This window comes from Marinobacter iranensis (genome assembly GCF_029207565.1).
Lineage (GTDB): Bacteria > Pseudomonadota > Gammaproteobacteria > Pseudomonadales > Oleiphilaceae > Marinobacter > Marinobacter iranensis.
This window is the reverse complement of sequence record NZ_JANCMW010000004.1, coordinates 150,910-177,176: the sequence shown is the minus strand read 5'-3', so window position 1 is coordinate 177,176 and position 26,267 is coordinate 150,910. Positions and strand designations below refer to the sequence as shown.

Annotated in this window: 31 protein-coding genes and 1 tRNA gene; 11 read left to right on the top strand and 21 right to left on the bottom strand. The window is 57.2% G+C overall.

What is annotated here, in order from left to right:
• Positions 1-57 precede the first annotated feature (57 nt).
• Together NLU14_RS09015 and gloB are read right to left on the bottom strand one after the other, a co-directional pair.
• Positions 58-1,782 carry a lytic transglycosylase gene (locus NLU14_RS09015; protein ID WP_275705899.1) on the bottom strand — a complete coding sequence of 575 codons (1,725 nt, stop codon included), beginning with the start codon at positions 1,780-1,782 and terminating at the stop codon, positions 58-60.
• A gap of 161 nt (positions 1,783-1,943) precedes the next feature.
• The gene (gene gloB / locus NLU14_RS09010; protein WP_275705998.1) at positions 1,944-2,738 is read right to left on the bottom strand and encodes a hydroxyacylglutathione hydrolase; all 795 of its coding nucleotides are present in this window, start codon (positions 2,736-2,738) and stop codon (positions 1,944-1,946) included.
• A 95-nt stretch (positions 2,739-2,833) separates the two neighbouring features.
• On the opposite strand from gloB, the gene NLU14_RS09005 reads away from it, so the two are divergent.
• The 4 genes from NLU14_RS09005 to NLU14_RS08990 all read left to right on the top strand — a co-directional run bounded on the left by NLU14_RS09005 (position 2,834) and on the right by NLU14_RS08990 (position 6,795).
• Positions 2,834-3,655: a class I SAM-dependent methyltransferase gene (locus NLU14_RS09005; protein WP_275705898.1), complete on the top strand. Its 822-nt coding sequence runs from the start codon at positions 2,834-2,836 to the stop codon at positions 3,653-3,655.
• Positions 3,655-4,098 carry a ribonuclease HI gene (gene rnhA, locus NLU14_RS09000; protein ID WP_275705897.1) on the top strand — a complete coding sequence of 148 codons (444 nt, stop codon included), beginning with the start codon at positions 3,655-3,657 and terminating at the stop codon, positions 4,096-4,098. The genes NLU14_RS09005 and rnhA overlap by 1 nt, the downstream gene beginning before the upstream one ends.
• 18 nt (positions 4,099-4,116) lie before the next feature.
• On the top strand, positions 4,117-4,827 hold the full coding sequence (gene dnaQ / locus NLU14_RS08995; RefSeq protein WP_275705896.1) for a DNA polymerase III subunit epsilon: 711 nt from the start codon (positions 4,117-4,119) through the stop codon (positions 4,825-4,827).
• Positions 4,828-5,088: 261 nt separating this feature from the next.
• A complete protein-coding gene (locus NLU14_RS08990) occupies positions 5,089-6,795 on the top strand; it encodes a FimL-related protein (RefSeq protein WP_275705895.1) in 1,707 nt (568 codons plus the stop codon).
• Positions 6,796-6,863: 68 nt separating this feature from the next.
• Here the strand turns inward: NLU14_RS08990 and NLU14_RS08985 are convergent, their stop codons facing one another.
• Entirely contained in the window at positions 6,864-7,178 is a 315-nt protein-coding gene (locus NLU14_RS08985; protein ID WP_275705894.1) for an SCP2 sterol-binding domain-containing protein, read from the bottom strand.
• Positions 7,179-7,376: 198 nt separating this feature from the next.
• Here NLU14_RS08985 and sohB point away from each other — a divergent pair, with 198 nt between their 5' ends.
• Together sohB and NLU14_RS08975 are read left to right on the top strand one after the other, a co-directional pair.
• On the top strand, positions 7,377-8,441 hold the full coding sequence (gene sohB / locus NLU14_RS08980; protein WP_275705893.1) for a protease SohB: 1,065 nt from the start codon (positions 7,377-7,379) through the stop codon (positions 8,439-8,441).
• A gap of 22 nt (positions 8,442-8,463) precedes the next feature.
• Positions 8,464-9,462: a YhdH/YhfP family quinone oxidoreductase gene (locus NLU14_RS08975; protein WP_275705892.1), complete on the top strand. Its 999-nt coding sequence runs from the start codon at positions 8,464-8,466 to the stop codon at positions 9,460-9,462.
• 238 nt (positions 9,463-9,700) lie between these two features.
• Here the strand turns inward: NLU14_RS08975 and NLU14_RS08970 are convergent, their stop codons facing one another.
• The 4 genes from NLU14_RS08970 to metH all read right to left on the bottom strand — a co-directional run bounded on the left by NLU14_RS08970 (position 9,701) and on the right by metH (position 16,158).
• Positions 9,701-10,204 (bottom strand): DUF934 domain-containing protein, encoded by a 504-nt coding sequence (locus NLU14_RS08970; protein ID WP_275705891.1) that lies wholly within the window; start codon positions 10,202-10,204, stop codon positions 9,701-9,703.
• The gene (locus NLU14_RS08965; protein ID WP_275705890.1) at positions 10,197-11,849 is read right to left on the bottom strand and encodes a nitrite/sulfite reductase; all 1,653 of its coding nucleotides are present in this window, start codon (positions 11,847-11,849) and stop codon (positions 10,197-10,199) included. Before NLU14_RS08965 ends, NLU14_RS08970 begins: the two co-directional genes overlap by 8 nt.
• A 330-nt stretch (positions 11,850-12,179) precedes the next feature.
• A complete protein-coding gene (locus NLU14_RS08960; RefSeq protein ID WP_275705889.1) occupies positions 12,180-12,419 on the bottom strand; it encodes a DUF2970 domain-containing protein in 240 nt (79 codons plus the stop codon).
• 40 nt (positions 12,420-12,459) lie between these two features.
• Positions 12,460-16,158, bottom strand: coding sequence for a methionine synthase (metH, locus tag NLU14_RS08955; protein WP_275705888.1), 3,699 nt, complete (start codon positions 16,156-16,158; stop codon positions 12,460-12,462).
• Positions 16,159-16,342: 184 nt separating this feature from the next.
• Between metH and nfuA the strand changes: the two genes are divergently transcribed.
• The 3 genes from nfuA to NLU14_RS08940 all read left to right on the top strand — a co-directional run bounded on the left by nfuA (position 16,343) and on the right by NLU14_RS08940 (position 18,759).
• Positions 16,343-16,930, top strand: a complete 588-nt coding sequence (nfuA, locus tag NLU14_RS08950) for a Fe-S biogenesis protein NfuA (RefSeq protein WP_275705887.1) — start codon at positions 16,343-16,345, stop codon at positions 16,928-16,930.
• 252 nt (positions 16,931-17,182) lie between these two features.
• Positions 17,183-18,382: a DUF445 domain-containing protein gene (locus tag NLU14_RS08945; protein WP_275705886.1), complete on the top strand. Its 1,200-nt coding sequence runs from the start codon at positions 17,183-17,185 to the stop codon at positions 18,380-18,382.
• Positions 18,383-18,429: 47 nt separating this feature from the next.
• Positions 18,430-18,759 (top strand): hypothetical protein, encoded by a 330-nt coding sequence (locus tag NLU14_RS08940; protein WP_275705885.1) that lies wholly within the window; start codon positions 18,430-18,432, stop codon positions 18,757-18,759.
• Here NLU14_RS08940 and NLU14_RS08935 read toward each other — a convergent pair.
• The 5 genes from NLU14_RS08935 to NLU14_RS08915 are packed head-to-tail and all read right to left on the bottom strand — an operon-like array spanning position 18,754 to position 20,887.
• The gene (locus NLU14_RS08935) at positions 18,754-19,080 is read right to left on the bottom strand and encodes a TusE/DsrC/DsvC family sulfur relay protein (protein ID WP_275705884.1); all 327 of its coding nucleotides are present in this window, start codon (positions 19,078-19,080) and stop codon (positions 18,754-18,756) included. The two genes, NLU14_RS08940 and NLU14_RS08935, sit on opposite strands and share 6 nt — an antisense overlap.
• Positions 19,081-19,083: 3 nt before the next feature.
• Positions 19,084-19,365 carry a sulfurtransferase complex subunit TusB gene (gene tusB / locus NLU14_RS08930; RefSeq protein WP_275705883.1) on the bottom strand — a complete coding sequence of 94 codons (282 nt, stop codon included), beginning with the start codon at positions 19,363-19,365 and terminating at the stop codon, positions 19,084-19,086.
• Between the two features lie 11 nt (positions 19,366-19,376).
• Positions 19,377-19,727 carry a DsrE family protein gene (locus tag NLU14_RS08925; protein ID WP_275705882.1) on the bottom strand — a complete coding sequence of 117 codons (351 nt, stop codon included), beginning with the start codon at positions 19,725-19,727 and terminating at the stop codon, positions 19,377-19,379.
• A 3-nt stretch (positions 19,728-19,730) separates the two neighbouring features.
• On the bottom strand, positions 19,731-20,162 hold the full coding sequence (tusD, locus tag NLU14_RS08920; RefSeq protein WP_275705881.1) for a sulfurtransferase complex subunit TusD: 432 nt from the start codon (positions 20,160-20,162) through the stop codon (positions 19,731-19,733).
• An 8-nt stretch (positions 20,163-20,170) separates the two neighbouring features.
• Positions 20,171-20,887 carry a Bax inhibitor-1/YccA family protein gene (locus NLU14_RS08915; protein ID WP_275705880.1) on the bottom strand — a complete coding sequence of 239 codons (717 nt, stop codon included), beginning with the start codon at positions 20,885-20,887 and terminating at the stop codon, positions 20,171-20,173.
• A 285-nt stretch (positions 20,888-21,172) separates the two neighbouring features.
• Here NLU14_RS08915 and NLU14_RS08910 point away from each other — a divergent pair.
• Positions 21,173-21,263, top strand: a tRNA-Ser gene (locus NLU14_RS08910).
• 71 nt (positions 21,264-21,334) lie between these two features.
• Here NLU14_RS08910 and NLU14_RS08905 read toward each other — a convergent pair.
• From NLU14_RS08905 to NLU14_RS08880, 6 genes are all read right to left on the bottom strand, one after another.
• Complete coding sequence (locus NLU14_RS08905) at positions 21,335-22,162, bottom strand: tyrosine-type recombinase/integrase (protein WP_275705879.1); 828 nt, start codon at positions 22,160-22,162, stop codon at positions 21,335-21,337.
• Between the two features lie 197 nt (positions 22,163-22,359).
• On the bottom strand, positions 22,360-22,581 hold the full coding sequence (locus NLU14_RS08900; protein ID WP_275705878.1) for a DUF4224 domain-containing protein: 222 nt from the start codon (positions 22,579-22,581) through the stop codon (positions 22,360-22,362).
• Positions 22,578-23,117, bottom strand: a complete 540-nt coding sequence (locus NLU14_RS08895) for an HNH endonuclease (protein ID WP_275705877.1) — start codon at positions 23,115-23,117, stop codon at positions 22,578-22,580. The genes NLU14_RS08900 and NLU14_RS08895 overlap by 4 nt, the downstream gene beginning before the upstream one ends.
• An 82-nt stretch (positions 23,118-23,199) precedes the next feature.
• Positions 23,200-23,487, bottom strand: coding sequence for a hypothetical protein (locus NLU14_RS08890; RefSeq protein WP_275705876.1), 288 nt, complete (start codon positions 23,485-23,487; stop codon positions 23,200-23,202).
• On the bottom strand, positions 23,484-23,741 hold the full coding sequence (locus NLU14_RS08885; RefSeq protein WP_275705875.1) for a hypothetical protein: 258 nt from the start codon (positions 23,739-23,741) through the stop codon (positions 23,484-23,486). The genes NLU14_RS08890 and NLU14_RS08885 overlap by 4 nt, the downstream gene beginning before the upstream one ends.
• Positions 23,742-23,891: 150 nt before the next feature.
• Positions 23,892-24,167, bottom strand: coding sequence for a hypothetical protein (locus NLU14_RS08880; RefSeq protein ID WP_275705874.1), 276 nt, complete (start codon positions 24,165-24,167; stop codon positions 23,892-23,894).
• A gap of 118 nt (positions 24,168-24,285) precedes the next feature.
• Between NLU14_RS08880 and NLU14_RS08875 the strand changes: the two genes are divergently transcribed.
• The gene (locus NLU14_RS08875) at positions 24,286-24,966 is read left to right on the top strand and encodes an SOS response-associated peptidase (RefSeq protein WP_275705873.1); all 681 of its coding nucleotides are present in this window, start codon (positions 24,286-24,288) and stop codon (positions 24,964-24,966) included.
• 2 nt (positions 24,967-24,968) lie between these two features.
• Here the strand turns inward: NLU14_RS08875 and NLU14_RS08870 are convergent, their stop codons facing one another.
• Genes NLU14_RS08870 through NLU14_RS08860 form a run of 3 tightly spaced genes read right to left on the bottom strand, consistent with a single transcriptional unit; the run spans position 24,969 to position 26,266 of the window.
• Positions 24,969-25,436, bottom strand: coding sequence for a hypothetical protein (locus NLU14_RS08870; RefSeq protein ID WP_275705872.1), 468 nt, complete (start codon positions 25,434-25,436; stop codon positions 24,969-24,971).
• Positions 25,429-26,103 carry a hypothetical protein gene (locus NLU14_RS08865; RefSeq protein ID WP_275705871.1) on the bottom strand — a complete coding sequence of 225 codons (675 nt, stop codon included), beginning with the start codon at positions 26,101-26,103 and terminating at the stop codon, positions 25,429-25,431. Before NLU14_RS08865 ends, NLU14_RS08870 begins: the two co-directional genes overlap by 8 nt.
• Positions 26,096-26,266 (bottom strand): hypothetical protein, encoded by a 171-nt coding sequence (locus NLU14_RS08860; RefSeq protein ID WP_275705870.1) that lies wholly within the window; start codon positions 26,264-26,266, stop codon positions 26,096-26,098. Before NLU14_RS08860 ends, NLU14_RS08865 begins: the two co-directional genes overlap by 8 nt.
• Between the last annotated feature and the right edge of the window lies 1 nt (position 26,267).

Sequence of the window (26,267 nt, the reverse complement as noted above, 5' to 3'; positions counted from 1 at the left end):
TGAGGGATGAGGCTTTCCGTGTTCTTGTCATAGATCTCGCACGTTTCCGGTTCAGGCTCAGGGACTGTTTCTTATGTCCACATAGAGTACCAGACTTTGCCCGGGCTGAAGATAACGGGAGGTATTGAGGTCATTCCAGCTTGCGATGTCTCTCACATTCACCGCAAATCGGTTGGCGATGGTGGACAGGGAGTCCCCCTTCCGGACCTGGTAACCGACTTTGCGCACCATACCCTTACCACGGTTGGTGCTTGCCAGCATGGCCGGTTGGCTGGATTGCGACCAGATAACCAGCTTCTTGCCGGGCATCAGCGGGTCGCCGGGCGCCATGCCGTTCCAGGAGGCCAGCTGTCTGACGGAAACCCGGTGCTCCCGTGCGATGTCCCAGAAGGTATCGCCGGACCGGACGGTATAGTTGACCCGGGTGCCATCGCTGTTCTTTCCGCTCCGCTCCTGCTTCCTGGCAAGCCGTTCGCTCGCGCTCAGGGCGTAGGTATCAGACTGCTTGGCGGCGGAGGGAATCATCAGGCGCTGTCCGATCTGGATGATGTGGCTGTTGAGGTTATTGACCTGCTGAATCACCGACGGGGTGGTGGAATAGCGTTTGGCGATGGTGCTCAGTGTGTCGCCGGACACCACCTTGTAGTTGCGCCAGGAAACCCGCTCGGCCGGGGCGACTTCCTTCAGGGCAGCGGCGAAATCATCGGCGTTCTCGCGGGGGACAAGTAGCCTGTGTGGGCCATCCGGTGACGTCGCCCAGCGATTAAAGGACGGATTGAGCAGATAGATCTCGTCGATATCGACCCCGGCGAGCTCCGCGGCTTGGGCCAGGTCGAGTTGTGAGCCGGTCTGGACCACCTCAAAATAGGGCTCGTCGTCCAGTGGCGGTAGCTCAATGCCGTAGGCCTGCGGATCATCAAAGATACGCGCCAGCGCAATCAGTTTGGGGACGTAGTGGCGGGTTTCCCTTGGCAGGTCCAGGGACCAGAAATCCGTCGGTTTATTGCGGTTGCGGTTACGGCGCATGGCGCTGGACACTGTACCGCCACCGCTGTTATAGGCCGCCAGCGCCAGCATGTAGTCGCCATCGAATCGTGTTGCGAGTCGATCCAGGTAGGTCAGGGCGGCATCGGTTGCGGCAATAATATCGCGTCGGTCATCGTGCCACCAACTCTGGGTCAGGCCAAAATACTTCCCCGTGGAAGGGATGAACTGCCAGAGGCCGGCCGCACGGCCGTGGGAATAGGCGAACGGGTCGAAGGCGCTTTCCACTACGGGCAGCAGTGCCAGTTCCGTGGGCAGGCCCCGCTTCTCGGCTTCACCAATGATGTAGTGGAGGTAACGGCTGCCGCGGTCGACCACACGATTAATATATTGTGGGTGCTTCCGGTACCAGTTCAGTTGGGTCTGGACCCTGGGGTCGCTGGCATCATGATCCAGTGCGAAACCATCCCTCAGGCGATGCCACAGGTCCGGAGTGGAGGCTTCTTCCTCTGCAACCTGCTGGTCCGGTTGGTCAAGCTTTTCCCTGGCATCTTCTGCGGTTTCCTTCAGCGAAGGCTCGATGGCATCATCCAGTTTTGTGCGAGACGCCCGCCCTGCTGGAGTACCCTCCGGTGATGACTCAATGGCTTCTTTCAGGTCGTCGTCCCCGGCTGCCACGGTCAGCTTTTCAGAGGCCAGTACATCGCCGGAGGTGTCGTTTCCAAACCGGTCAAGAACGCTGCAGCCACTGGCCAGGGCGCCGATAAGAAACAGGGTGGAAAATCGCGAGACCGTCATAATACTACTTCCGGGTGGCTGGACTGATCCGGGCTGATCTGTCTGAAAACCCGGCATATTTAAAGAGTTATGGCACAAAAGTTACACGGATTCTATTGGAACCCTTTTCTGGGGGTCAACAAGACTCGCGTTACGGCATTGATAGAATTTGTTACCCGGCCCTAAAACGTATCCTTTCCGTGCCTTGTTGCTGCAAAGACATCGTTGTCCGATGTGATGGTGAGTCCGGCTTCCCGCGCGTGCCGGTTCGCGGCTTCTATGACCGCTTGGTCGTCCCAGCGAAGGAAAGGGTTCAGTCGTTTTTCATCGCCGAGGATTGACGGAACGGTGGGCTTGCCATCATCGCGCTGCTTCTTGCACCGGGCTTCGAACTCCTGCAATGGTTCGTCGTCTGGAAGCCAGTGGCGGGCAAACTTCAGGTTGGCGAGGGTGTACTCATGGGCACAGTACACGGCCGTCTCGTCAGGCAGGTTTCGGAGGGTTTCCAGGGACTGCTTCATTTGCTCCGGCGAACCTTCAAATAACCTTCCGCAACCGCAGACGAACAGAGTGTCGCCACAGAACAGTAGCGGGCGGTTATTGACATGGACATCGGTGTAGTAGGCAATGTGGTCCAGGGTGTGCCCGGGGACGCCGAGCACGTCGAAGGTCAGGTCTTGCCAGACCACTTCGTCACCGGGATGAATCACGTTGGTGGCGCCCTTGAAGGGGGAATTGGCAGGGCCAATGATACGGCAATCGGAAACCGTTCCCGACAGCTTGCTTACGCCGCCTACATGATCGGGGTGGTGGTGAGTCACCAGGATGGTGTCCAGTTCCAGCCCGTTGTTTTCAAGGAATTCGATGACCGGCTCTGCCTGCCCGGGGTCCACCACGAGTGCCTTGCGGTCCTCACTGTTGGACAGGCACCAGATGTAGTTATCATTAAAGGCTGGAATAGCGCTAATGGTCAGCATAGGCTCCCACATGTGCAATACGAATGTGACTGTTATCATAGTGCATTAATCCCGGCGTCCCAACACCGGTCGCAATGAACAAAGGGAACGCAGCAATGAGCCCAGCAGGTGAGGTTGATTACTCTGCCCGACACGACAGCTTCGAGAGCTGGTTCCAGACGCCGCTGGGCCGTTCGCTGCTGGCGGACCAGAGGGCCTGTGTGGACCATCACGCGCGGGCACTTTCGGGGGCCAGGCAGTTGCAGGTTGCCGTCAGCCACCGCCTGCCACTGGCCAGCGGCACCGATTTCGCCCAGCGGGTTCTCACCACGCCGAACTGGCAATCCTCGATTCCCGATGGCGTCGCGGTGTGCGATGCCGACGAGCTACCCTTTCCTGGTGACTCCATGGACCTGGTGATCCTTCATCACACCGCCGACTTCTCCCCCCATCCCCACCAGGCGTTGCGGGAAGCGTCCCGGGTGCTTCGGGGGGAGGGCATGATGGTGTTAATCGGATTTAATCCCTTCAGTCTCTGGGGTTTGCGAAAATTGGTGTCCCGGCACCATGGCGGTCCCTGGGGCGGTCGATTCCTGATGAAGAGCCGGATGGAAGACTGGCTCAGGCTACTGGATTTTTCGGTGGAGTCGTCGGGCTCGTCGTTTTTCCAGGTGCCACTCCAGCGGGCTGTGCTGACGGATCGCAAGGGTGTGATGGAAAGGCTCTGTGGTAACCGGTTCCTGCCGGTGGGCGCGTATTACTGTATCCTTGCCAAAAAGCGCGTCTACTCCAGGTTGCCCAGGCGACCCGCGTGGCAGGGTCAGAAAGTGATTACCCTGCCTGGCAGGGGCGCCGTGGGGGCCTCACGCGGCTACCCGGAGCACCGCGCCAGGGGCGGACGTGCCGTATTGAAACACAAACATGTCGAGGAGTATTAATGGCCGGCAAGGTTGTTCTCTATACCGATGGTGCCTGCAAGGGCAATCCGGGGCCCGGAGGTTGGGGTGTTGTACTGAGGTACGGCGATGCCAACAGGATGTTGCATGGCGGCGAGGCCAACACCACCAATAACCGCATGGAACTGATGGCGGCGATACGGGGGCTGAAGGCCCTGAAACGTTCCTGTGAAGTGGAGCTGTATACAGATTCCCAGTACGTCCGCAAGGGTATTACCGAATGGATGACCGGCTGGAAGCGCAATGGCTGGAAGACCTCGGCGAAGAAGCCGGTCAAGAATGAAGACCTGTGGCGTGAGTTGGATAATGAGGTCTCGCGGCACAAGATTAACTGGCACTGGGTAAAGGGGCATTCCGGGAACCCTGACAACGAGCTCGCAGACGAGCTTGCCAATCGCGGTGTGGAAGAACTGGCAAACGCCTGATCAAGACGGGGCAGAAGCATGAGACAGATTGTACTGGATACGGAAACCACTGGTATCGACCCGGCAGAAGGTCACCGGATTATCGAAATCGGTTGTGTCGAAGTGATTGAGCGCCAGATTACCGGCCGACACTATCACGTCTACATCAATCCGGAACGGGAAGTGGAGGCTGAAGCCATCACCATCCACGGCATAACCAACGAGTTCCTGGTGGACAAGCCGAAGTTCGCTGACATAGCCGACGAATTCTTTGAGTTTATAAAAGGGGCCGAACTGGTTATCCATAACGCTGCGTTCGATATCGGTTTCATGGATTCCGAATTCGCCCGCCTGAAGCCGGTTCGCAAAACGGCCGATCATTGTGGCGTTGTCGATTCCCTTGCCATTGCCCGCAAGAAACATCCTGGCCAGAAGAATAACCTGGATGCGCTATGCAAGCGCTATGGAGTGGATAATAGCAACCGTGATCTTCACGGCGCTTTGCTGGATGCGGAGATCCTGGCCGACGTTTACCTGCTGCTCACCGGTGGCCAAACCGCTCTGTCGCTGGATGCTGGCGGTGATGAAGCCGGTGGCGAGGGTGGTATTCGGCGCCTGGGCACTGATCGCAGCCCGCTTCCGGTGGTTCGTGCCAGCGACCAAGAGCACTCCGCCCATGAAGAGTTCATGGCGCTGCTGGCAAAGCAGGCCGGCGAGACTGTGTGGGATAAGCTGGCAACGAAAGAATAAGTTGTACTCCCGCTTGAGTGCTCTGTAGCCCACCCGCCGACAATGAGAACTGTGCCGGACTGTACTTTTTGTTACATTCCTGCTTTCTTGAGCTACTTGAGTTTTGTGTTATAAGTAATGATAAGTTCGCGAGTTTTCGCGAACTTTTATTTTAGCCGGGAAGGGTAAATCTGGCTCATAAAGTGATTCTTTAAACAACCGACAAGATCACATTCCAAGAACAGGACGCGGTAGTTTCCGCATAATTTACAGGAAGCGTTTATGGTTCAATCGTCTCTGGCGACGAAATCACAGTCATTTGATCTGGTCAAAAGTGAGATTGAGCAGACCATCCGACAGGCAGAGTCCAGCCTTGAACGCTTTCAGGAAAACCGGGAGAGTGGCGAGGATCTGCAGAATTGTGTGGATTTTCTGAACCAGCTCCGCGGTATTTTCATTCTTGTTGAGCTGCGTGCCGGCACACTGCTGTGCCAGGAAGCCGTCAGCATGGCCAACGACGTCCCCGTTGGTGCCAACGACGACAAGAATATCCTTCTAACGACTCTCAATAGCGCGCTTTTCATCCTGCGACGTTACGTTGAATACTATCACCAGCAGCGCGCGGATCATCCCGAGCTTTTGCTGCCCGTGATCAACGATCTGCGTGAGGCGCGCAAGGAAAAGCCTTATCCGGAATCCTGTTTCTTCGATGTGGATGTGAAGGATCGGCCGGATTTCTGCTCGGGGCTGTCGGTGCAGCCATTCGAGGGCAATGAGGCCGAATACGAAATACTGGCCCGCCGGATGCGGCTGACCTTCCAGGTGGCTTTGCTGGGCGTGTTGCGTGAAAAGAACGAGGTGGTCAGCAAGAAGCTGTTTGGCAGGGCGGCACGCGGCTTTGCGCGTCTTTGCCAGGGGCAGCCCATGGGTCAGATGTGGTGCCTGGTGGCTATTGTGGCGGACACCATGCTCGACCGTGCCATGAGTTTCAGCAAGGCCCGCAAGCGCATGTTCATGCGTATCGAAAAATATTCCCGCGAAGTGGTGTATGTGGGCAAGGTTGCAACCGCAAAGGACGCGCCTGATTCACTGATCCGTGACCTTGTGTATCTGCTCTATCGCAGCGGGTCCGCCAATCCCGAAGTGACGTCGGTGTTGTCCGGCTTCCGGCTGGCGCCGGCGGAATTCCCCGACTCCATGCTGGATGCCCATGCCCGTCGCCTCTATGGTCCCGGCTCGGATGTGCTCAAGTCGCTGTCGACCGCATTGCAGGATGAGCTGAATCAGCTCAAGGACAAGCTGGATATCGTCGAGCGCGGTATAGAGCCAGATCTTGCGGAACTGTCCTCAATTGCTGATGCTCTCGAGCGCCTTGCCAATACCCTGGTGATGCTTGACCTCAACCAGTTGGGTACCATGGCCCGGAGTGAAGCGGCGAAGCTGCGGAAGTGGGAGGAAGAGAAGCGCTTGCCCGCGGATGATGAACTCTATGTGTTGGCGGACTCCGTATTGGGTATCGAAGATGCCGTGATGCAGATCGTGGTTCGCGGTATCACCTCGGAAACCGACGCCCTTGCCGGTGGACAACGCACCCGGGAAGAATCCTTGTACCTCCAGGAGGCCACCTACGTGGTGGCTGACGAGGCCAAAAGCGCACTGACGCTGGCAAAACGGGCCATAACGGCGTTTATTGAATCCGATTACGACAAGCTTCACCTCGCCAACCTGCCTGCTACGCTCCACAGCATCTGGGGTGGGTTGCATATGCTTGACGACCCGGGTGCCGCGGCTGTGCTGGAACGCGTGGCCGCCTCCATCCAGGAGCGCTTGCTGGACGCACGGGAAGCGCCTCCCGCACAGGTACTGGAGGCTCTGGCGGATGCACTGACTTCCCTCGAGTATTACATTGAGAGTATCGGCCGGAGGGAAGAGCGCAACGCTGATTTGCTGAAGCTCGCGGAGTCCTCCCTGGAGGATGTGGGGCTGTAAGTTCGGTTACCGGATATAAAAAACCCTGCACAGGCAGGGTTTTTTATTGGCAGGCTATAGAGGGCGCTTCAGCCCATATTGAATAGCTCGCCCAGCTTGGTCGCCAGCATCATGTCGCCTTCTGCGCGCAGCTGGCCGGCCATAAAGGCCTGCATGCCGTCGGTTTCGCCGGATACGATTCCCTGAAGGGTTTCAGAGTTCATGATCAGGGTGACGGAAGGGTCGTCATGGGCGCCTTCAGCCAGCTTGCAGGTGCCATCCTTGATGACCAGGTGATAGGTCTTGTCGTCCTCGATGTCGAACTGAAATACCAGATCCAGGCCTTCGGCTGCGTCTGCGTTGAAATTCTGTTCGAGTTTTTCAAATACCTGAGCTACAGACATTATTTTACCCTTATTAATGGTTGTCGTGGCGTATTGACGGCGGGCGAGCCGACGTAGCCATTCGACTTTAGGGTGAGACCAAACCGGTGTCAAGCTCGATCGAACGCTTGTTTTAATTTTCTTTATCGCCTTGATGGCTTGTACCTCAGGGCACCTCGGTTACAATCGAGCGCTCAAGAATAATCCTGGAGAAGCAACTTGGAATTTCTGACAGAGTTCGGTTTGTTTATTGCGAAAACGGTCACCCTGGTGGTGGCGTTTCTGGTCATCGTTTCGGTGATTCTATCCGCCGCCCACAAAGACAGGGGCGACCAGGATGGTGAAGGTGAACTGCGGGTTCGCAAGCTCAACGAGAAATACCGCAAGCTGCGGGAGTCCCTGCAGGCCAAGCTGCGTAGCGAGTCCGAGCGCAAGGTTTTTGCGAAAATCCGCAAGAAAGAAGACAAGGCCAAACAAAAAGCCGAGAAAGCCAAACGCAAGTCCGGGGACGCCGAGGACAAAGCCAGGCCGAAAGTGTACGTGCTGGACTTCGACGGTGATATCAAGGCCAGTGATACGGATTCCCTGCGCCGCTCCATTACGGCGGTGCTCAGTGTCGCCGAGCCGGAAACCGACGAGGTGGTCATACGCCTGGAAAGCGGGGGCGGCCTGGTCCATTCCTACGGCCTGGCCGCAGCCCAGCTCGACCGCATCCGATCCAAGGGCATTCGGCTCACTGCCTGCGTTGACAAGGTGGCCGCCAGTGGCGGGTACATGATGGCCTGCGTGGCTGACCGCATCGTGGCGTCACCGTTCGCAATCCTCGGGTCCATTGGTGTGGTTGCCCAGTTACCGAACTTCCATCGCCTGCTGAAAAAGAACAACGTCGACTTCGAGGTGCTGACCGCGGGCGAGCACAAGCGCACCATGACCATCTTCGGGGAAAACACCGACAAGGGCAGGACCAAATTCCTCGAAGACCTTGAGGATACCCACGTTCTGTTCAAGGAATACGTGGGTGAACGCCGCCCCGATCTGGATATCTCCGCGGTCGCCAACGGCGATATCTGGTTTGGCCGCCGTGCCCTGGAGGTTAAACTGGTGGACGAAATCAAAACCTCCGACGAATTTCTGATTGAGGCCTGCGACCGCGCAGACGTAATCTCGGTCAGTTACCAGCGCAAGCGCACACTACCCGAAAAGCTCGGCCTGGCCACCAGTGCAGCACTGGAACACACCGTATGGCGGGTGCTGGGCGCGTTCCGCAACCAGAAAATCCAGTAGCCAACACAACGGGGAAAGAACCATGACAAACGACATCGAGTTCAAGGCATGGCGCGTTGAGGAACAGAATGGCGAGTATGGCGGTTCCGAGCAGACACTGAACGTATCGGACCTGCCCGAAAATGACGTCCTGATCCGGGTCAGCCATTCTTCCCTCAACTACAAGGACGCATTGTCCGCGTCAGGCAACAAAGGCGTCACCCGCCAGTTCCCCCACACCCCGGGCATCGATGCCGCCGGGGAAGTCGTGGAAGCCTCCTCAGGCCCATTCTCCGCCGGCGACAAGGTCCTGGTCACCGGCTATGACCTCGGCATGAACACCGCTGGCGGCTTCGGCGAGTACATCCGCGTACCGGCAAGCTGGTGCGTGGTCATGCCCAAAGGCTGGAATGCCCGCACCGCCATGATCTACGGCACGGCAGGCCTGACAGCCGGGCTATGTGTACAGAAACTGCTGACCATGGGTGCCGCCCCCGAACAGGGCAAAGTCGCCGTCAGCGGCGCCAGTGGTGCCGTCGGCAGCGTAGCCGTCGAACTGCTGGCCAACCTGGGCTTTGAGGTGGTCGCCATAAGCGGTAAACAGGATCAGGCTGGCACCCTAAAAGGCCTGGGTGCCAGCGAAGTCCTCGGTCGCGACGCCCTGGCAGCGGAAAAGAAGCCATTACTGAAACCCGCCTTTGCCAACGCCGTGGACACCGTCGGTGGCGGCCCGCTGGCAGAGCTACTGAAACAGATCCAACCGGGCGGCTCCGTCTCATGCTGCGGCCTGGTTGCCGGCCCCCAACTGGAAACCACCGTGCTGCCGTTTATCCTTCGGGGTAACAACCTGCTGGGCGTGGACTCAGTGGAAATCCCGCTGACCGAAAAGCAGGCTGTATGGGACAAGTTCGCCGGTGAGTGGGCGTGCAAAAAGACAGAAGCCTCGGCGCGGGATATTGGGCGTGGAGAGCTGGATGGCGCCTTGAAGGCGTTCCTGAAGGGGGAGTCATCCGGGAAGATTGTTCTGGATCATTCCAGGTAGGGAAGTTGGTTGGTGGTTTGGTTGGGGTTGTCGGATTACGGCTTTGCCTAATCCGACCTACGTTTATTGGTCGGCGGCTGAGAATGGCTGGCATAGAAGGGAGGGGGTTTGCTTTCCAAAACTGTGCGGAGCCATGGATGGCGTAGCCCAAGCGTCACATGGATGTGCCGCAAGGAGCGTGTTTTGGAAAGCAAACCCCCTCTCTTCGTACTCCTGAAGTGATGAGTACCGGTAAGAATCAGGAAGCCCGACGGCGAAACAGCGGCTCGTCAGTATCAGTAGCCGCCTGATACCCCTGGGTAAAGAAGTTCAGGCAACGGGCAGCCTTGTTAATATCCTTGTCGGCACGCAGCACATAGGTATTGAAACCACACCGCTTCATGAACTGCAACTGGTCCAGCAGCACATCCCCGACCGCACGAAGCTCATGGCGGTAGTTCAGCCGCTCCCTCAGCAGGCGAGCAATACTGTAACCGCGGCCATCACTGAACTTCGGAAAGTTAACCGCAATCACCGGGAGCTCATTCACCACACCGGCCAGAATCTCCGGCTCCTCATGGCTATCCAGCCAGACCCCGATATCATCGCGGTCATCAAAGTGCTCCTTGCCCGCCAACCAAAGGTCCGCAGGGATCAGGGCGGGCTGATCGGGGATGTCCAGAGACTCCCCGTCAGCCGGCCTTGGCACAATAACCCAGTTGTCCTTACGGATACTTCCGTCGCTGGTAATCACATCAGGCATAAACCCGCTCCTTGAATGGCTCAATGCCGATACGGCGATAGGTATCCAGGAAAGGCTCTTCCTCTGTCCGGTTATCGACGTACACATTAATAATCTTCTGCATCACTTCCGGCATGTCTTCGCGGGCAAAAGAAGGCCCCAGAATCTTGCCGATGGCGGCATCGTGATGGGACGAGCCGCCCAGACTGATCTGGTAGAACTCCTGGCCCTTCTTGTCGACACCTAACACGCCAATGTTGCCCACATGGTGGTGACCGCAGGCGTTCATGCAGCCGGAAATGTTCAGGTCAATGTTGCCAATGTCATAGAGGTAATCCATATCGTCGAACTGACGCTGGATGGACTCTGCAACAGGAATCGACTTGGCATTCGCCAGGGCGCAGTAGTCGCCCCCGGGGCAGCAGATGACGTCCGTCAGCGTGTTCAGGTTCGCGGTGGCAAAGCCCATGGGCGTGATGACCTGCCAGAGCTCGAACAACTGATCCTTCCTGACATCGGCCAGAACCACGTTCTGCTGGTGCGTTACCCTCACTTCGCCAAAACTGTACTGGTCGGCCAGGTCCGCAATCTGCTCAAGCTGGCGATCACTGGCATCACCCGGCGGCGTACCGGTCTTCTTCATGGTCAGCGTCACAATGGCATAGCCCGGGTTCTTGTGGGTATCCACGTTGTGGCTGATCCACTGGTCAAACTCGCGGTTCTCGAAGCGCTGGGTTGCCAGGGCATCGGTTACATCCGGGACCGGCTGGCGGTCAGGCTCGGTGAAATAGCCCTTGAACTGGCTGATGGCTTCTTCGGTCAGGCGGGTAGGCGAGTCCTTGATGTGGGACCATTCGTCTTCCACCTTCGCCGCGAAGCCTTCCGGTGTCAGGGCCTTGACCAGAATCTTGATGCGGGCCTTGAACTTGTTGTCACGGCGACCGTAACGGTTGTAAACCCGCAGCACGGCTTCAAGGTAGGTGAGCAGGTCCAGCTCCGGAAGGAATTCACGGATAACCGGCCCGACCATCGGGGTGCGCCCCAGGCCGCCGCCAACGTGAACACGGAAACCGAGCTCGCCCTGGTCATTGCGTACCATCTGCAGGCCGATATCGTGGACCTGGATAGCCGCGCGGTCAGTGTGCTCGGAGGCATTCACCGCCACCTTGAACTTGCGGGGCAGGAAGGCAAACTCCGGGTGGAAGGTGGACCACTGGCGGACAATCTCGCAATAGGGCCGGGGATCAGTAATTTCATCCGCCTGGACCCCGGAAAACTGATCCGTTGTGGTGTTACGGATGCAGTTGCCGCTGGTCTGGTTGGCGTGCATCTCCACTTCCGCCAGTTCGGCCAGAATATCCGGTACATCTTCAATGGCCGGCCAGTTAAGCTGAACGTTCTGGCGGGTTGTAAAGTGGGCATAACCTTTGTCATAGTCTCGCGTTATGCGCGCCAGACGGCGAAGCTGAACAGAACGGAGCATTCCGTAGGGAACGGCGATGCGCAACATCGGTGCAAGACGCTGTACATACAATCCGTTCTGAAGTCGCAGGGGAAGAAACTCGTCTTCACTCAGCTCGCCAGCCAGAGCCCTTTCGGTCTGGTCACGGAATTGTGCAACGCGCTCGGCAGCCATCTGCCGGTCGTGTTCGTCATAAACATACATAGTGGAACGTCCTGCTGAAACGCTGGAAATACGGCTTTAGTGCCTGTTCTTGCGTGGGAGAATATCACCGTGCCATTATTCTTAAAATGATTATTTCCAAATATGTTTATCGACTAAGGTGATATAGATAGCCAGATATTGCTGGACTGACGACGATTTCCCGCCTAGATTTATAAGGGCGTGTATGAAAAACCTATAACAACGACATAGCGAGGAAAGAGTATGAAGAAGACCGCAAGAACCGACAGTCAGGCAGATGCCGTTGCAGCCGTATTGCTGATAATGCTTGCTGTTGCCTTTGCCGTGATCTGGGTGTCCGGCCAATAGAGCCTACTGGCCGGCGAGCACCAGCTTGACGACCACCACGAGGGTAACAACAAACCCGACTGTGAACAGTATGCCGGCGATGATGTACGGCCAGGGACTATGGCTCGAAAAATCCTCTTCCCGGCGCTTGTCGGACTGAACTCCGAGTGCGCCGGCAAGGATGCTTTGCATCACCTTTAGAACTCCGGGTCCCTTTCTGGTGCGATTGTCAGGCGTTTGCCCGTTTTCCTGTTTCTCGGTCATGCTACCTTCCGGCTGTCAGAGATGCGTTCACCGGCGGCGTTCATTCCGCCGGGTCATAGGCAAGGCTGGGGGCCAGCCAGCGTTCCACGTCCGCCTTTGACATTCCCTTGCGCTCAGCATAATCCTCAACCTGATCAGCGCCAATCTTGCCTACCGCGAAGTACTTTGATTCCGGATGCGAGAAGTACCACCCGGAAACAGCCGCGGTGGGGAACATCGCGAAATGCTCGGTCAGTTCCAGCCCGGCATTCTCCGGCGCCTTCAGCAGTTCAAACAGGGTGGCCTTTTCGGTGTGATCCGGGCAGGCGGGATAGCCCGGTGCCGGCCGGATACCCCGGTAGCGTTCGCGGATGAGGTCATCGTTCCGCAGGGCTTCGTCCTCCGCGTAGCCCCAGAATTCCTTCCTGACGCGTTCATGCAGGCGCTCGGCAAAGGCTTCAGCCAGGCGGTCGGCCAGGGCTTTCACCATAATGGCGTTGTAATCGTCGTTGCGGTCCTTGAATTCCAGCGAGAACTCTTCCGCGCCAATCCCGGTGGTTACGGCAAAGCCGCCCACATAATCACAGGGCCCGTCGCCTTCCGGCGCCACGAAATCGGACAGCGCCATCATCGGCTTGCCCGGCGCTTTGTCGTCCTGCTGACGCAAGTGGTGCAGGGTGGTCAGTTCTTCTTTACGGCTTTCGTCGGTGTAGAGTACGACGTCGTCACCACGACGGTGAGCGGGCCAGAAGCCGATCGCTGCTTTCGCCGAAATGCGTTTTTCATCAATCATCTGCCGCAGGATCTTCTGGGCGTCGTCGAACAGCGTTTTTGCGGCCTCACCCCGTTTCGGATCGTCGAAGATGGCGGGGTACTTGCCGGACATGTCCCAGGAAATGAAGAAGGGTGTCCAGTCGATGTAATCCACCAGTTCGTCCAGGTCATAGGTTTCGAAAGACCTGACGCCGGTAAAGGCCGGCCTGGGCGGCTGGTAGCCGTCGAAGTTGATTTCGGGCGCGCGGCCCCGTGCTTCTTTCAGCGATACCAGCTTGGTGCGCTCGCCCCGATTCTTACGGCGCTCACGGATCTCGTCGTATTCGGTGCGGGCATTGTCCACCAGTGTCGGTTTCGCGGTCTTGCTCAACAACTGGGACGCGACATTCACGCACCGTGACGCATCGGACACATACAGGGCGATGTCGTTCTTGTACTGCGGTTCAATCTTTACCGCGGTATGGGCCTTGGAGGTGGTGGCGCCACCAATCATCAGCGGGACATGGAAGTTCAGCCGCTGCATTTCCTTGGCCACATGCACCATCTCATCCAGCGACGGGGTGATCAGGCCGCTCAGGCCGATGATGTCGACGTTTTCTCTTTTCGCGGTCTCCAGAATCTTGTCACAGGGCACCATCACACCAAGGTCGATGACCTCATAGTTGTTGCACTGCAAAACCACGCCTACGATGTTCTTGCCGATATCGTGTACATCACCCTTGACCGTCGCCATCAGGATCTTGCCCTTGGCTTTCTGTTTTTCGGTTTTCTCCGCCTCGATATACGGGATCAGGTGGGCCACGGCCTGCTTCATCACACGGGCGCTCTTGACCACCTGGGGCAGGAACATCTTGCCATCACCGAAGAGGTCGCCAACCACGTTCATGCCATCCATCAGCGGGCCTTCAATGACCTCGATCGGGTGTTTGGCGCGCAGGCGGCAGGCTTCGGTATCGTCGATGATGTAGCTGGTGATGCCTTTTACCAGGGCGTGTTCCACCCGCTTCTCAACCGGCCACTCACGCCAGGCCAGGTCTTCCTCCTGGGTTTTTCCGCCTTTGCTGCGATAACGTTCGGCAATCTCCAGCAAGCGGTCGGTCGCGTCATCACGGCGGTTGAGCACCACGTCCTCGACCAGCCCTTTCAGTTCCGGGTCGATTTCGTCATAGATCACCAACTGGCCGGGATTGACGATCCCCATGTTCATGCCGGCCTTGATGGCGTGGTACAGGAACACCGAGTGGATGGCTTCACGCACCGCGTCATTACCACGGAAGGAGAAGGACACGTTGCTCACGCCGCCGGAAATGGAGGCATGGGGCAGGTTATCGCGGATCCAGCGGGTGGCATTGATGAAGTCCACCGCGTAGTTGTTGTGCTCCTCGATGCCCGTGGCAATGGCAAAAATGTTGGGGTCGAAAATGATGTCGCCGGCTTTGAAGCCAATTCCAACGAGCAAATCGTAAGAGCGCTTGCAGATGTCAGTCTTGCGCTTGAAGGTATCCGCCTGGCCGTCTTCATCAAACGCCATAACCACCACGGCGGCGCCGTAGCGCATACAGTCCCGGGCGCGTTTGAGGAATTCTTCCTCGCCTTCCTTGAGGCTGATGGAGTTCACCACCGCCTTGCCCTGAATGCAGCGCAGGCCGGCTTCGATAACCTCCCACTTGGAGGAATCGATCATCAGCGGCACACGGGAAATATCCGGCTCTGAGGCAATAAGCTTGAGGAAAGTCACCATGACTTCCTTCGAGTCCAGCATGCCCTCGTCCATATTGATGTCGATGATCTGGGCGCCGTTTTCCACCTGGTCACGGGCAACGCTGAGGGCCTCTTCGTACTGCTCTTCCTTGATCAGCCGCAGGAAACGCTTGGAGCCTGTTACGTTGGTACGCTCACCGACATTGATAAACAGGGTGTTCTCGTCGCCGGTGAACGGTTCCAGGCCAGACAGGCGCAGTGCTTTCTTGCGCTCCGGAATCTTTCTGGGCGGGTACTTGGAAACCGCGTCGGCAATAGCCTCGATATGATCGGGTCGGGAGCCACAGCAACCACCGATAATGTTAAGGAACCCGTCCCTGGCGAAGTCCGCGATGATCTCCGCCATTTCCTCCGGTGTCTGGTCGTATTCGCCGAACTCATTGGGCAGGCCTGCATTGGGATGGGCGCTGACGTAGGTTTCCGCCTTGTTGGAAAGTTCTTCCACGTAAGGGCGCAGGGCATCGGCGCCGAGGGCGCAGTTCAGGCCCACGGAAATGGGGTTGGCGTGGGCCACCGAGTTCCAGAAGGCCTCGGTGGTCTGACCGGACAGGGTACGGCCGGAAGCATCGGTAATGGTGCCGGAAATCATGATTGGCAGCTCGATGCCGCTGTCGATGAAATACTGCTGGGTGGCGTAGATGGCCGCCTTGGCATTCAGGGTATCGAAGATGGTTTCGATCAGGATCAGGTCGCAGCCGCCTTCAACCAGGCCTTCGACGGCCTCGTAGTAATTGTCGACCAGGGCCTGGAAGTCAACGTTGCGGTAACCCGGGTTGTTCACATCCGGTGAAATGGACGCCGTGCGGGACGTCGGCCCGACAGCGCCCGCCACGAAACGCGGCTTGGCCGGATTGCGGGCGGTGAACTCATCGGCGACCTGGCGTGCCAGCTTCGCCGCCTCAACGTTCAGTTCCCTGGCGAGGGTCTCCAGGCCGTAATCCGCCTGGGACAGCTGTGTTGAGTTAAAGGTGTTGGTTTCTATAATATCCGCGCCGGCTTCCAGGTAATCCGCGTGGATGTTGCGGAGCAGGGCCGGCTGGGTCAGGTTGAGCAGGTCGTTGTTGCCCTGTACCTCACGGTCGTAATCGGCAAACCGTTCGCCACGGAACGCTTCCTCGTCCAGTTTCAGGTTCTGGATCATGGTACCCATGCCGCCGTCTAAGATAATGATGCGGTCTTGCAGGGCCTTACCAAGCTGTTCCAGGCGAGTAGTGCGGTCGGTCATAGAAATTACTTCCGGAAGTCGTATTTGTCTTAATGGCGCGGGATCATAGCAAAAATGGCGGTTGTCGTCCCACGGCTTGATGATGTTGATCAATGGGGCTCTTAAAGTCTGACTATTTTACTTGGTCTTTCATGTTGGCGCGAACTCACTTAAAATAGAGGAAACTCACCAACGGGTTGCAACTATGGCATTGGTTACAGTGACAGATCCCGCTCGGGATTACCTTGCACAACTTATTGAAAAGCAGGACGTGGAGGGCATGGGTGTCCGTATTTTCGTAACCCAGCCCGGCACGAAGAATGCCGAAACCTGTCTTGCCTACTGTCCACCCAATGAGGTGGTGCCAACGGACGAACAGATTGACCTGGGCAAGTTTACCCTGTTTCTGGACCAAAACTCGGTACCTTTCCTGGAAGAAGCCTATGTGGACTACTCCAAGGACCAGATGGGCGGCCAACTGACCATCAAGGCGCCGAACGCGAAGGTGCCTAAAGTGGATGACGATGCACCGTTGCCTGAGCGTATCCAATACGTGCTGGCGTCCGAGATCAATCCCAACCTCGCGGCCCACGGTGGTGAAGTGTCCCTGGTTGAGATTGCCGAGGAGTCGATTGCCGTGCTGAGATTCGGGGGCGGTTGCCAGGGTTGCAGCGCCGTAAGCCTTACGCTCAAGCAAGGTGTTGAAACGACACTGAAGGAGCGGGTCCCGGAAATCACCGCTGTCAGGGATGTAACGGATCACACCTACACAGAAAACGCGTATTATCAGTGAGATAATCCAATAATTTAATGCGTTTTATGAAGCCGGCCACTGCCGGCTTCATTTGTTTTGGTTGCTGATATTTGTCAGCCGCGAGCGTGCCGCGCTATCGTCACCGTCGTGGCGGCACGGCCAATGCGGGATCATTCCATTTGCTTCATTATCAGTCACATAATCAGAATCAAACGGCGGGTAGGATACCCGTCTGACTATTAAAGGCGCGTTTTCTGCACTGTGCCCACCACTCACACACTGGGGTTCGTCTTGGTTGATGTAGCACTTCTGTCTGTGCCACTCATGGCAGCGTTTGTCGGCTGGTTTACCAACTGGCTGGCGATTCAGATGTCGTTTAATCCCGTGCAGTTTGTGGGTGTCGGAGTCATTGGCTGGCAAGGGGTTATCCCCCGCAAGGCCGAGAAAATGGCTCACATATGCATTGACCGCACCTTGCAGCAGTTCGGTGATCTCAACGCGGTTTACCAGCAGCTTGAGCCACAACGGATTGTCGAACAGGTGATTTCCCAGGTGAATCCCCGTATGGATGAATACATCGATGAGGTGATGTATGAAATCCAGCCGGTGCTTTGGGACAACCTGCCGCTGTTCGTCCGCAACCGGATCTATCGCTGGGGGCGGGAGCAGCTTCCTTCCCGGATCGAGTCCCTGGTGGAGGATTTCGGCGATGACCTGAATGACCTGGTCGACCTGAAAGCATTGCTGAGCCGCGAGCTGCAAACCCACCCCGACCTGATGAACCGGATTTTCCGGGAAGCCGGGTCGGTAGAACTGCGGTCGGTGATCAACCGGGGGGCGATTATTGGTGGCCTTCTGGGCGCGGTACTGGCGCCTATCTGGGCCCGTTACCCCGAGCCCTGGCTGCTGCCGGTCGGCGGATTTGTCGTGGGTTTCCTCACCAACTGGATTGCGATCAACCTGATATTCCGCCCATTGAAGCCCAGGCGGTTCCTGTTCTGGCGTTTGCAGGGGTTGTTCCTGCAGCGCCAGCCGGAAATAAGCGATGTCTGGGCAAGGCTGGTGGCCGAGGAACTGATTACCGTGGAGAAGGTGGCGGACGCCATGATTAACGGCAGCCACGGGGACCGCACCCGGGCCATTATCCAGAAGCACCTGAGACCGCTTCTGGACAACTCGGCGGTGATGAAGCTCACCGCCCAGGTAACCGTTGGCATGACAGGCTACACGGAACTCAAAAAGGCTATGAACCACAAGGCGGTACTGGCCACCCGTGATGTTTTTGGTGATCCGGCGTTTAACCGGGAGCGGGCCCCCGTGGTGGCCGGTGTATTGGCCACCCAGATGAAATCCCTTGGTCCGGCGGAGTTTCAGGATATCCTGCGGCCAGCGTTCCGTGAGGAAGAGGTCCAGCTTATGCTGGTGGGCGGGCTATTGGGATCCCTGGCCGGAGTACTCCAGTTTCTGGTGATGAACAACTTCTTGAATTAGATGCTTGAGCAGGTGTTCGGGCAGTCGACTGACCGGGAGGGCAGTGTATGGAATATGGATGGACACTCGTGATTCAGGCCCTGGTCACCGCGGCCGTGGTGTTTTCGGTGCTGGCCGGGTTCTGGTTCGGCTTTGTGCGGCCCCACCTGGACCGCAAGGTGGCGGAAATCATTGAGGCGTCCCGGGAGATCGAGCCTCGGGTAACGCGGGGCGTGCGACAGGGCGTGGAGGAAACCCTGAGGGAGTTGCCGGAGAGTACCGTAAAGGAATCCACCCGCCAGTTCCTGCGCTTTGGCTCAGGGCTGTTTGAGAACGGCCTGAGCAGCTTTCTCGGTGATCTATCCGACCTGGACAAGAAGCCCCGCAAGGGCCTATAGGCAGTTGGTCGGCCTTGGCAGGCCAGCGATACGGCAGGCAGTCTTGGCCGGCGTGCCCGGGAACAGTTGCATCAGGTAGATGCTGTTGCCTTTTTCTTCGCCAAACCGCTCTTTTACCGCTTTGACAAACAGCCGGTTGGAGGGAGGAGAAACTTCATGTTCCTTATAAAAAAACCTCAAAAACTCTATAATTTCCCAGTGATTTTCTGAAAGATCAATTCCATCCTCATTCGCAATAACTTCGGCAACCCTCGGTGTCCAGCGCTCAGCGCTTTCAAGAAAGCCTTCATTGTTTCGTTCCGGCATCGGAATGTCAGTCATGGTTCACCAGCTAACGACGTTTTCTGCGGATGCGGTCAGATCAACCATGTCATCGAATGACACTGTTTGATCCCTGCTGATGTGCGAGGAAAGCCCTCGTGCTTCCAGGTCCGGCGCAAGCGCAAAACATCGCTCAGCGGCTATTCCTGAAAGCTGGGTAACGGCGAGAACCCCGTTCTCGGTCAGCAGCAATCCATCTTCAGGCCCGATGGCAGAGAGACACAGCCTGTAGCGTCGGTGATCCGGCGGCTTATTGAGAATATGCAGGGTCTTGAATGTGATCATTGGTTCCGTTCCTAGCCTGCAAACGCTACGTGGTTAAAGCAGTCTATCAGTTCCGGGCCGAAGTCGGTGATGGAGGTATGGTCGAGCAGGTCGGCTTTAGCCAGACCGTACTGGTCACAGGCATTGCTGTCCGCCAGCAGGGCTTCCACGCCGAAGATTGGCGCCGCCGCGAGGTTCCGCTCGATGGATTTCTGCGGAAGCTTCGCGGCATCCTGTCCCTTGCGCAGCCAGTTCACCCCGGCATCGCAGAACAGCAGCGACACGGGTTGATCAAACGCGGCCAGGGAGAAAGCCATGTCCAGTGCTTCCCGGCCTTCCCAGGAGCCATAGGGCGGCTGGTCGATGATGATCAGTGTGCTCATACGTCAGTCCCCCTTATGAAAGTAGAGGATGCGGGATCTGGAAGCTGTGCTGTCCACCCACTCGCCCAGACCCGCTATCTCAAAGGGGGCTCGCAGGTTGGAGGTGGGCAGCTCGTAGCGTTGCATTTCCGACTTGTCGATAAGGCCTCGCCGGAGAGCCGAGGCAATACAGGCAATCCCGGGAATAGTGTTCTCGGTAAGAAAAGCGGCCCAGTCTTCAGAGAGGTTCGGTTCATCGGACGGAGGCGTACTGAGGCTGGATGCCAGATGAACGCCGTCGCCGTAGAGGAATACCCGGTCAATGCGTTTATCGGCTGCCAGCGCCGCGCGGGCGAAGTGCAGGGCTGTTTGCGGCGCCTGGGACGAGTAGGGTGCACCGGTAATCACCAACGTAAAAACCCCGGCAGGTGCCGGGGTTTTTGTCTGCTCTGGCAAGCTGCTGCTCATTCGCTGGAAAATGCGCCAATGAGGTGGAGCAGACTCACAAACAGGTTGTAGATGTTCAGGTAGAGACCTGTTGTCGCCATGAGGTAGTTGGTCTCACCGCCGTTCACAATCCGGCTTGTGTCATACAGGATGAAGCCAGACATCAGGAACACGATGGCCGCACTGATAGCAAGGCTGAAAGTGCTGATGTCAACGCCGAACATACCGGCAACCAGCGAACCAACCAGCGCTACTAGCACTACAACCAGACCGGCAACCAGTATGCCACGCATGAAGCTGAAGTCTTTTTTGGTGGTCAGCACATAGCCAGACAGGGCAAAGAACACAACCGCGGTTCCACCCAGGGCCTGCATCACAACTTGCCCACCATTGGACATGGCCAGATAGTAGGTCAGGGTAGGGCCAAGCGCGAGACCGAGAAGGCCGGTGAACGCGAAGACAACACCAATACCGGCGGAACTGTTGGCGGTTCTTGGCAGGACCAGCCACACCAGGGCAAGAGCCCCCAACATACAGATGAGCCCCGCACCTTGTCCCAGGCCGATAGACATGGAAACTCCGGCCATCACGGCACTGAACAACAGGGTCATGGCGAGCAGGCTATAGGTGTTGCGCAGAACTTTCGACGCTTCAGGGCTGATGGCGGCTGTGCCAGAGCCACGGTTTACCGTGATGCCCCGACTCTTCTGAACGCTATGCTGTCTGTTTTCCATTCTGAATCTTCTCCGGTTTATAGCAGCTGTTTTTGATCAGCTAGTGTGGTGCAGGAGCGCTTGGTGCCCCGCATCCCAGTTCTTACTCCATCATAATGGCGAATTCCCAACTTTCAATCGTTTCTGACTCGAATAGTGAGTAAAGATTCCCCTAAATACCATTAACTTCAATTTACACCTCCCCGGGATGCTCCATCTTGCCCCCCCGGTTTTGCAGGGCGTTGACAGAACAGGAGATTCCGGTATCATGCTCCCCGCTGTCGCAATGACGGCTGTGGAGAAAACGGTGGGCTGGCAGAGTGGCTGAATGCAGCGGTCTTGAAAACCGCCGAAGGTTAGTAGCCTTCCCGGGGTTCGAATCCCTGGCCCACCGCCACTTCAATAACTTACGAACGTTTCAGGATTTCCAGATCGGGCTGTATATTCCCGATAATATACAAATGTATATTATTCCCCTGACTTCTTCCGATCCCAGGCCACAATATTGACGGGTTTTTTCGACCTCAAATAAGCATCCGTGGTTCGCTTGTCATCGTGCAGCAGGTTTGCCGTGGCATCACCTCCGGCCTGGTCAACGTCCGTCGCATGCTTCGCCCTCAGATCGTGTTCCGTGAATCGCTCCGTGAGCTCAGTTTTATCCAGTGCATCCGCCATGACCGCCCGCCACCGATTCTGAAAGGCGCTGTCGCTCAGCGGCTTGCCGTGCCGATCACACACCACTGTCATTCCCTGAACTCTATTGCAGGTCTTCAGCGCATTGATCGCCTTCTTCAGTGCCGGCGTCCAGGCAATAAACCCCTTCCGGCCAGTCTTCCGGCTGGTGACGGCGATGCCGTCCTCCCTGAGAGCGTTCAGGGGCAGGGCAAGCAGATCCCCTTGGCGCAGGCCGGTCATCAGCTTTACGTCCACCCACGCCTTTATGAACGGCGTTGCAGCCTTCAGAAATTCCTCAAGCTCCCAGTCTTCGACGTACCGATCTCGCGCCTTGATCTTGTGCTTCTCGACGCCCTTCACCGGGTTACGATCCACGATTCCCCACTGCATAGCCTTCCGGAGAATATGGGAGAGCAGGGCGATCTCGTGGTTGGCCTGGGTCTTTGATGACTTGCCGCGCAGATCCAGATACTGCTGGCAGTGCATGGTCGTAATCTCAGATGGGTGCATGCCCCCGAAAACGCCCCGCAACTGCTTCAGTTCTTTTAGGTTGTCCTTGCGGGTGCGCGGCGCTTTCGTGGGGATTACATCGGCCTCATATCGGTTAAATAGTTTGCTCATGCCGGATTCCTGAGATAGGTTGCCCATGATCTCAGCGTACCGCTTCAGAGCTTCCCGCTTATCGACCCCTAGCGTTATCCACGTTTTCCGGCCCGGCACGTAGGCGATCAGGTGCTTTGGCGTCTTAAATCTCCATGCGCCGTTCTTCCAGTGGACGTATGTTGGCATATCACGGTTCAGGGTTTTCGGCTTCGGGCTCACGACGCCTTCCTCAGCAATGAAGCAAAGTTTGGTCCTGCTGGACTCGCCTCTTGTGATTTGCCGTCCAGCATCCTTTCAACATGGGCCCTGGACACAACCAGTTCGCCTATACCGTTCTCAATATAGTGGATGCCCGCCGCTTCTAAAACCTGCTTCTGGCTGGTCTTCCGGGTTTTCCCGGTGAGCACGGCAACCTCGTCTTGCGTTAAGAACATCATGCGGCCACCTCGTGCACGTTCGGGAAATTCAGTCTTGCGTGTTCGCCGTGCCATTTTCTGGCCGCAGTGTCGTATGCGACGGCAGCTTGCTCGGGAGTGTTAAACATACCCAAGTATTGCCTGCCGTCTGGAGTTGTTATCTCAGCCTTCCAGCGCTTGCCTTTTGGATAAACGCCTTTGTAGCCGCGACCCTTATCGCAAGATCGATTGAACTGGTTCTGTTGATTGCTCACCAGCCGCAGATTGCTGAGCCGGTTGTGGTTGCCGATACCATCTTCGTGGTCAACCTGTTTATCGTTAGGGATCTCGCCGTAGACCAGCATCCATATCAACCGGTGCGCCTGATACTTTTCTCCATCCAGCTTCACGCGGATGTAGGCTTTGTGCGGAGTGCCGGCGACTTTACCGGCAAACCTGCCATTCCATTGAGGGCCCTTCTCTGGCCGGCGCAACCACACAAGGTCGCCAGTTTCAGGGTTGTAGTCGAATATCTTTCGCAGTTCTGCCTGGCTGGGAATGTCCTTTGCTAGCTTCATGGCAGCCTCCAAACGGCAGTGCGCAGGGTAGGGCGCTCACCCGGGTAATTCTCTTTCTTCCAGTCACTTAGCGCTATTCTGCTCATGCCTTCTCGCCCCCATCAAACAGATCAATCGTATTCGGACACTTGCTCTGAACCGGCCCATCATCCCGACTTAGGAATGCCGTACACTTCGGGTCCTCGCCAGGCATCTCCTGCCATTCCTCCGGATATGCCGGATCGTCAATATCGTGCAGCATGGTCCGCATGAGAATGTCGCACGGAGTTCCTTCGCCGGTTTCCAGGTTGTAGTCATCGTGGGCGCACCTATCGCAGAATCGCTCCTGAAAGATCGCGCCTTCAGTGCCGTTGCTTGGTCGATATTTCATTGACCGCCTCCGTCGCTGTTAAGAGTCCATCGACGATCAAACGCCTCGCTAATCATTTCCTGAGTCGGGTCTACCGGCATTGGCATCCAGAACAGCGGCTCATCGCTCAAGTGGTGGCCTGTCTCGTTATCCCATACGCCTCCACCCCAGCCAGACCAGTGAACTGGCGCCGCCCCTTTGCTGGGCAGCCATCCCATGTAGGTCTCGCCGTCCTTCGGTGGCTCACCCATAATCCAGTCTTGCGGCCTCGGCATCACTTATCCCTCCGCTCAAATTCCCGACAGATAACCACCTTCGTCCCATCCGGCAACGTGTTGCACGCCGGCATTTCGTGGAACGGGAGGTGACTGCATGGGCCGTTTCTGTGTTTGCAGGCTGTGCACATGGAGCCGCGCGGCTGATAGTCAGGCATCGCTGGCCTCCCAATCGGGGTCGCAGTTGCTGCAATACCCAGAATCTTCCAGAGTTTCATGCCAGAGTTCACAGCCCTCACAGGATGGCGGGCTGTCGATAACGTGCGGCTCGCCGACTGCCAGCTTCACCTGGTCCGCTGCGTTCTTCTTCAGCCACTCATCGTTCCAGAGTCGGTGGCCGCGCACGTCGATGTATTCGCATCCATCGCAGCAGAGAGAGAACTTGGACGCCAACGCTCTGGCCTCCCGGTGTGTTCGAGCAAACACCAAGCTTGCGCAGTCCTCTTGGCACCCGCCATGCATCATGTAAGCGTTAAGCATTGCTGTCGCCTCCACTAAAAAACCCCTCGGCTATACTTCCATCAGCACCAATGGGAGATCCGCTATGTGTGGCCGATTCAATGTGACTGACAGCCCCGTAGTCGGGGAACTGATGGACGAGCTCGGCATGCCGTTGAGGCCGCGACCTCAGCTCAACGTCCCACCTGGTGGCACTGCCGAGTTTGTTCTGAATGATGGCAACGGGCGGCAGCTGGTCGCCGGCATCTGGTCGCTGCTCATCGAGCAGAAACCGGACGGTACCGGATACAGGCCGAATCCCAAGTTCCACACATTCAATGCCCGCAGTGATCGACTGACAAGCAGCCCGCTTTGGAAAAAGGCTTACCCGAATCGCCGCTGCATTGTTCCCGTGAGCGCCTTCCACGAATGGCAGCCGCTTGGTGAAGGCAAGGGTAAGCAGGTGTACAACATTCACCCCGAAGGTGAAGCCACGGCACTCGCCGGACTCTGGCAAAGCTGGCAGTTCGGAGATGACATGGTTAATTCCTTCACCGTGATCACGCTCCCGCCGCATCCGCGATTCATCCACATCCACCCGAAGAGCATTCCGCTGATGCTGCGGCCGGCAGACTTCGACATGTGGCTGGATCCGGACTTTCGGCAGATCGATGCATTCCGGGGCCTGATGAAAAGCCACATTCCGGCACCGCTGGTTTGCCAGCCTGTCCGGAGCCCTAACGATCTTGAGCCCGCCGGCGATGCTGAGGTTTTGGAAGCTGACTGACATCATGATGTCCCTCCCGCTTTCTCCAGTTCGTCGGCTTGGGTGCGGAGAGCTTGGGCGTAACGGTCAGCTTGGGCAGCCGATGCCTCCACTCCCTCCACAAACATAACCGGCGTGTCGCTTTTGGTGTCTTTCAGCCACAGGCGCAGAGCATCAGCGTACCCGGAAATCGAATCCGCCTGTTTGCGCAGGAGCCGTGCCTCGCTATTTCCTTTGACAGCCTCGCAAAGAGCGTTTATCTCTTCGCTCTGAAACCACAACGGGCCAGAGTTCGGGGCAGCGCGCACCACCTGCCTTGCCGCAGACTCAATTAACGCTACCCGCCCCCGCAACTTCTCAGCCTCATCCCTGGCGGCGGCGAGTTCGGATTGTGCAGCCTGCCTCATTTCCGTAAATGCCCGCGCTGCCGTAATTTCATTGCGGGCAATAAGGTCTTCTATGCGGTCGAATGCTTTGTTCATTTCAATCATCACCCTTGCCCCTTTGTGGTGGTTGAGGCGCCTCATCGAGCATGGATTTCCATTGATAATCCGGGCTGCTCCACCCGCTTCCGCTGGTATGGTAATGCTCGTCTGCTTTGTGGAATGCCCTGCACATCTCCGCCGTTGGTTTAATCGGGACCAGCTTCCAACCCTCCGGCACCGAGGCGCTGGGGTGGGTGTAGAGCGGGAACGCCGCGGCACCTTGTTCGGCAGCCAACTCGTCGGCCTCCTCTGGGTCATGCGTGAAACTTGCAAGTTTTCCGGCCTCAAACCATCCGTATGCCACAGCATCAGAACCCCGTACTAGTGCGGGGTTGGCGTAGCACGGCACACACTTGCGTCCCGAATGCTCTCCGAACCGGCGCGCTGTATCTTCGTTGGCAGAAGCCCCAAACAGTCGGCCATCCTCGTCGTACATCAGCCAAGCCACAGCCTCCCCGCCCTGTGCGCGGGCTGCTTGCCATGTCCCGTTAGCTACCTGCTCAACGGTCTGCCAAACATACTCATAGTTCGGCCAGTCCGCCTCCACGACGACACAGCCAATCGTAGGAGCGCCGCAGGTGGCCAATGTCTCCCGTATGCGCGCCTCGTTCAGAGGCGACAGGTGCTTTCTCTTGATTACGATGTAGCGTTCTTCTCGCTTAAATTCACTCATCACCATTCCTTACCTGTTTACCGCACACCAATGTAAAAGCAGGCTTCACCGGCTCAACGTGATCTTCGGCTTCCTGGTCCCGCTCGAGGGACTCCCGAATTTCCTTCGGGTCATCCAGTGAATCCCATGCGCGGCGGAAGTCTTCGGGGTTGTGGAGGTTCATG

Bases quoted from the DNA above. Each gene is read 5' to 3' on its own strand.
- NLU14_RS09015 (WP_275705899.1), bottom strand. From the start codon at position 1,782: ATGACGGTCTCGCGATTTTCCACCCTGTTTCTTATCGGCGCCCTGGCC.
- gloB (WP_275705998.1), bottom strand. From the start codon at position 2,738: ATGCTGACCATTAGCGCTATTCCAGCCTTTAATGATAACTACATCTGG.
- NLU14_RS09005 (WP_275705898.1), top strand. From the start codon at position 2,834: ATGAGCCCAGCAGGTGAGGTTGATTACTCTGCCCGACACGACAGCTTC.
- rnhA (WP_275705897.1), top strand. From the start codon at position 3,655: ATGGCCGGCAAGGTTGTTCTCTATACCGATGGTGCCTGCAAGGGCAAT.
- dnaQ (WP_275705896.1), top strand. From the start codon at position 4,117: ATGAGACAGATTGTACTGGATACGGAAACCACTGGTATCGACCCGGCA.
- NLU14_RS08990 (WP_275705895.1), top strand. From the start codon at position 5,089: ATGGTTCAATCGTCTCTGGCGACGAAATCACAGTCATTTGATCTGGTC.
- NLU14_RS08985 (WP_275705894.1), bottom strand. From the start codon at position 7,178: ATGTCTGTAGCTCAGGTATTTGAAAAACTCGAACAGAATTTCAACGCA.
- NLU14_RS08975 (WP_275705892.1), top strand. From the start codon at position 8,464: ATGACAAACGACATCGAGTTCAAGGCATGGCGCGTTGAGGAACAGAAT.
- NLU14_RS08970 (WP_275705891.1), bottom strand. From the start codon at position 10,204: ATGCCTGATGTGATTACCAGCGACGGAAGTATCCGTAAGGACAACTGG.
- NLU14_RS08965 (WP_275705890.1), bottom strand. From the start codon at position 11,849: ATGTATGTTTATGACGAACACGACCGGCAGATGGCTGCCGAGCGCGTT.
- NLU14_RS08960 (WP_275705889.1), bottom strand. From the start codon at position 12,419: ATGACCGAGAAACAGGAAAACGGGCAAACGCCTGACAATCGCACCAGA.
- metH (WP_275705888.1), bottom strand. From the start codon at position 16,158: ATGACCGACCGCACTACTCGCCTGGAACAGCTTGGTAAGGCCCTGCAA.
- nfuA (WP_275705887.1), top strand. From the start codon at position 16,343: ATGGCATTGGTTACAGTGACAGATCCCGCTCGGGATTACCTTGCACAA.
- NLU14_RS08940 (WP_275705885.1), top strand. From the start codon at position 18,430: ATGGAATATGGATGGACACTCGTGATTCAGGCCCTGGTCACCGCGGCC.
- NLU14_RS08935 (WP_275705884.1), bottom strand. From the start codon at position 19,080: ATGACTGACATTCCGATGCCGGAACGAAACAATGAAGGCTTTCTTGAA.
- tusB (WP_275705883.1), bottom strand. From the start codon at position 19,365: ATGATCACATTCAAGACCCTGCATATTCTCAATAAGCCGCCGGATCAC.
- NLU14_RS08925 (WP_275705882.1), bottom strand. From the start codon at position 19,727: ATGAGCACACTGATCATCATCGACCAGCCGCCCTATGGCTCCTGGGAA.
- NLU14_RS08915 (WP_275705880.1), bottom strand. From the start codon at position 20,887: ATGGAAAACAGACAGCATAGCGTTCAGAAGAGTCGGGGCATCACGGTA.
- NLU14_RS08905 (WP_275705879.1), bottom strand. From the start codon at position 22,162: ATGAGCAAACTATTTAACCGATATGAGGCCGATGTAATCCCCACGAAA.
- NLU14_RS08900 (WP_275705878.1), bottom strand. From the start codon at position 22,581: ATGATGTTCTTAACGCAAGACGAGGTTGCCGTGCTCACCGGGAAAACC.
- NLU14_RS08895 (WP_275705877.1), bottom strand. From the start codon at position 23,117: ATGAAGCTAGCAAAGGACATTCCCAGCCAGGCAGAACTGCGAAAGATA.
- NLU14_RS08890 (WP_275705876.1), bottom strand. From the start codon at position 23,487: ATGAAATATCGACCAAGCAACGGCACTGAAGGCGCGATCTTTCAGGAG.
- NLU14_RS08885 (WP_275705875.1), bottom strand. From the start codon at position 23,741: ATGCCGAGGCCGCAAGACTGGATTATGGGTGAGCCACCGAAGGACGGC.
- NLU14_RS08875 (WP_275705873.1), top strand. From the start codon at position 24,286: ATGTGTGGCCGATTCAATGTGACTGACAGCCCCGTAGTCGGGGAACTG.
- NLU14_RS08870 (WP_275705872.1), bottom strand. From the start codon at position 25,436: ATGATTGAAATGAACAAAGCATTCGACCGCATAGAAGACCTTATTGCC.
- NLU14_RS08865 (WP_275705871.1), bottom strand. From the start codon at position 26,103: ATGAGTGAATTTAAGCGAGAAGAACGCTACATCGTAATCAAGAGAAAG.
- NLU14_RS08860 (WP_275705870.1), bottom strand. From the start codon at position 26,266: ATGAACCTCCACAACCCCGAAGACTTCCGCCGCGCATGGGATTCACTG.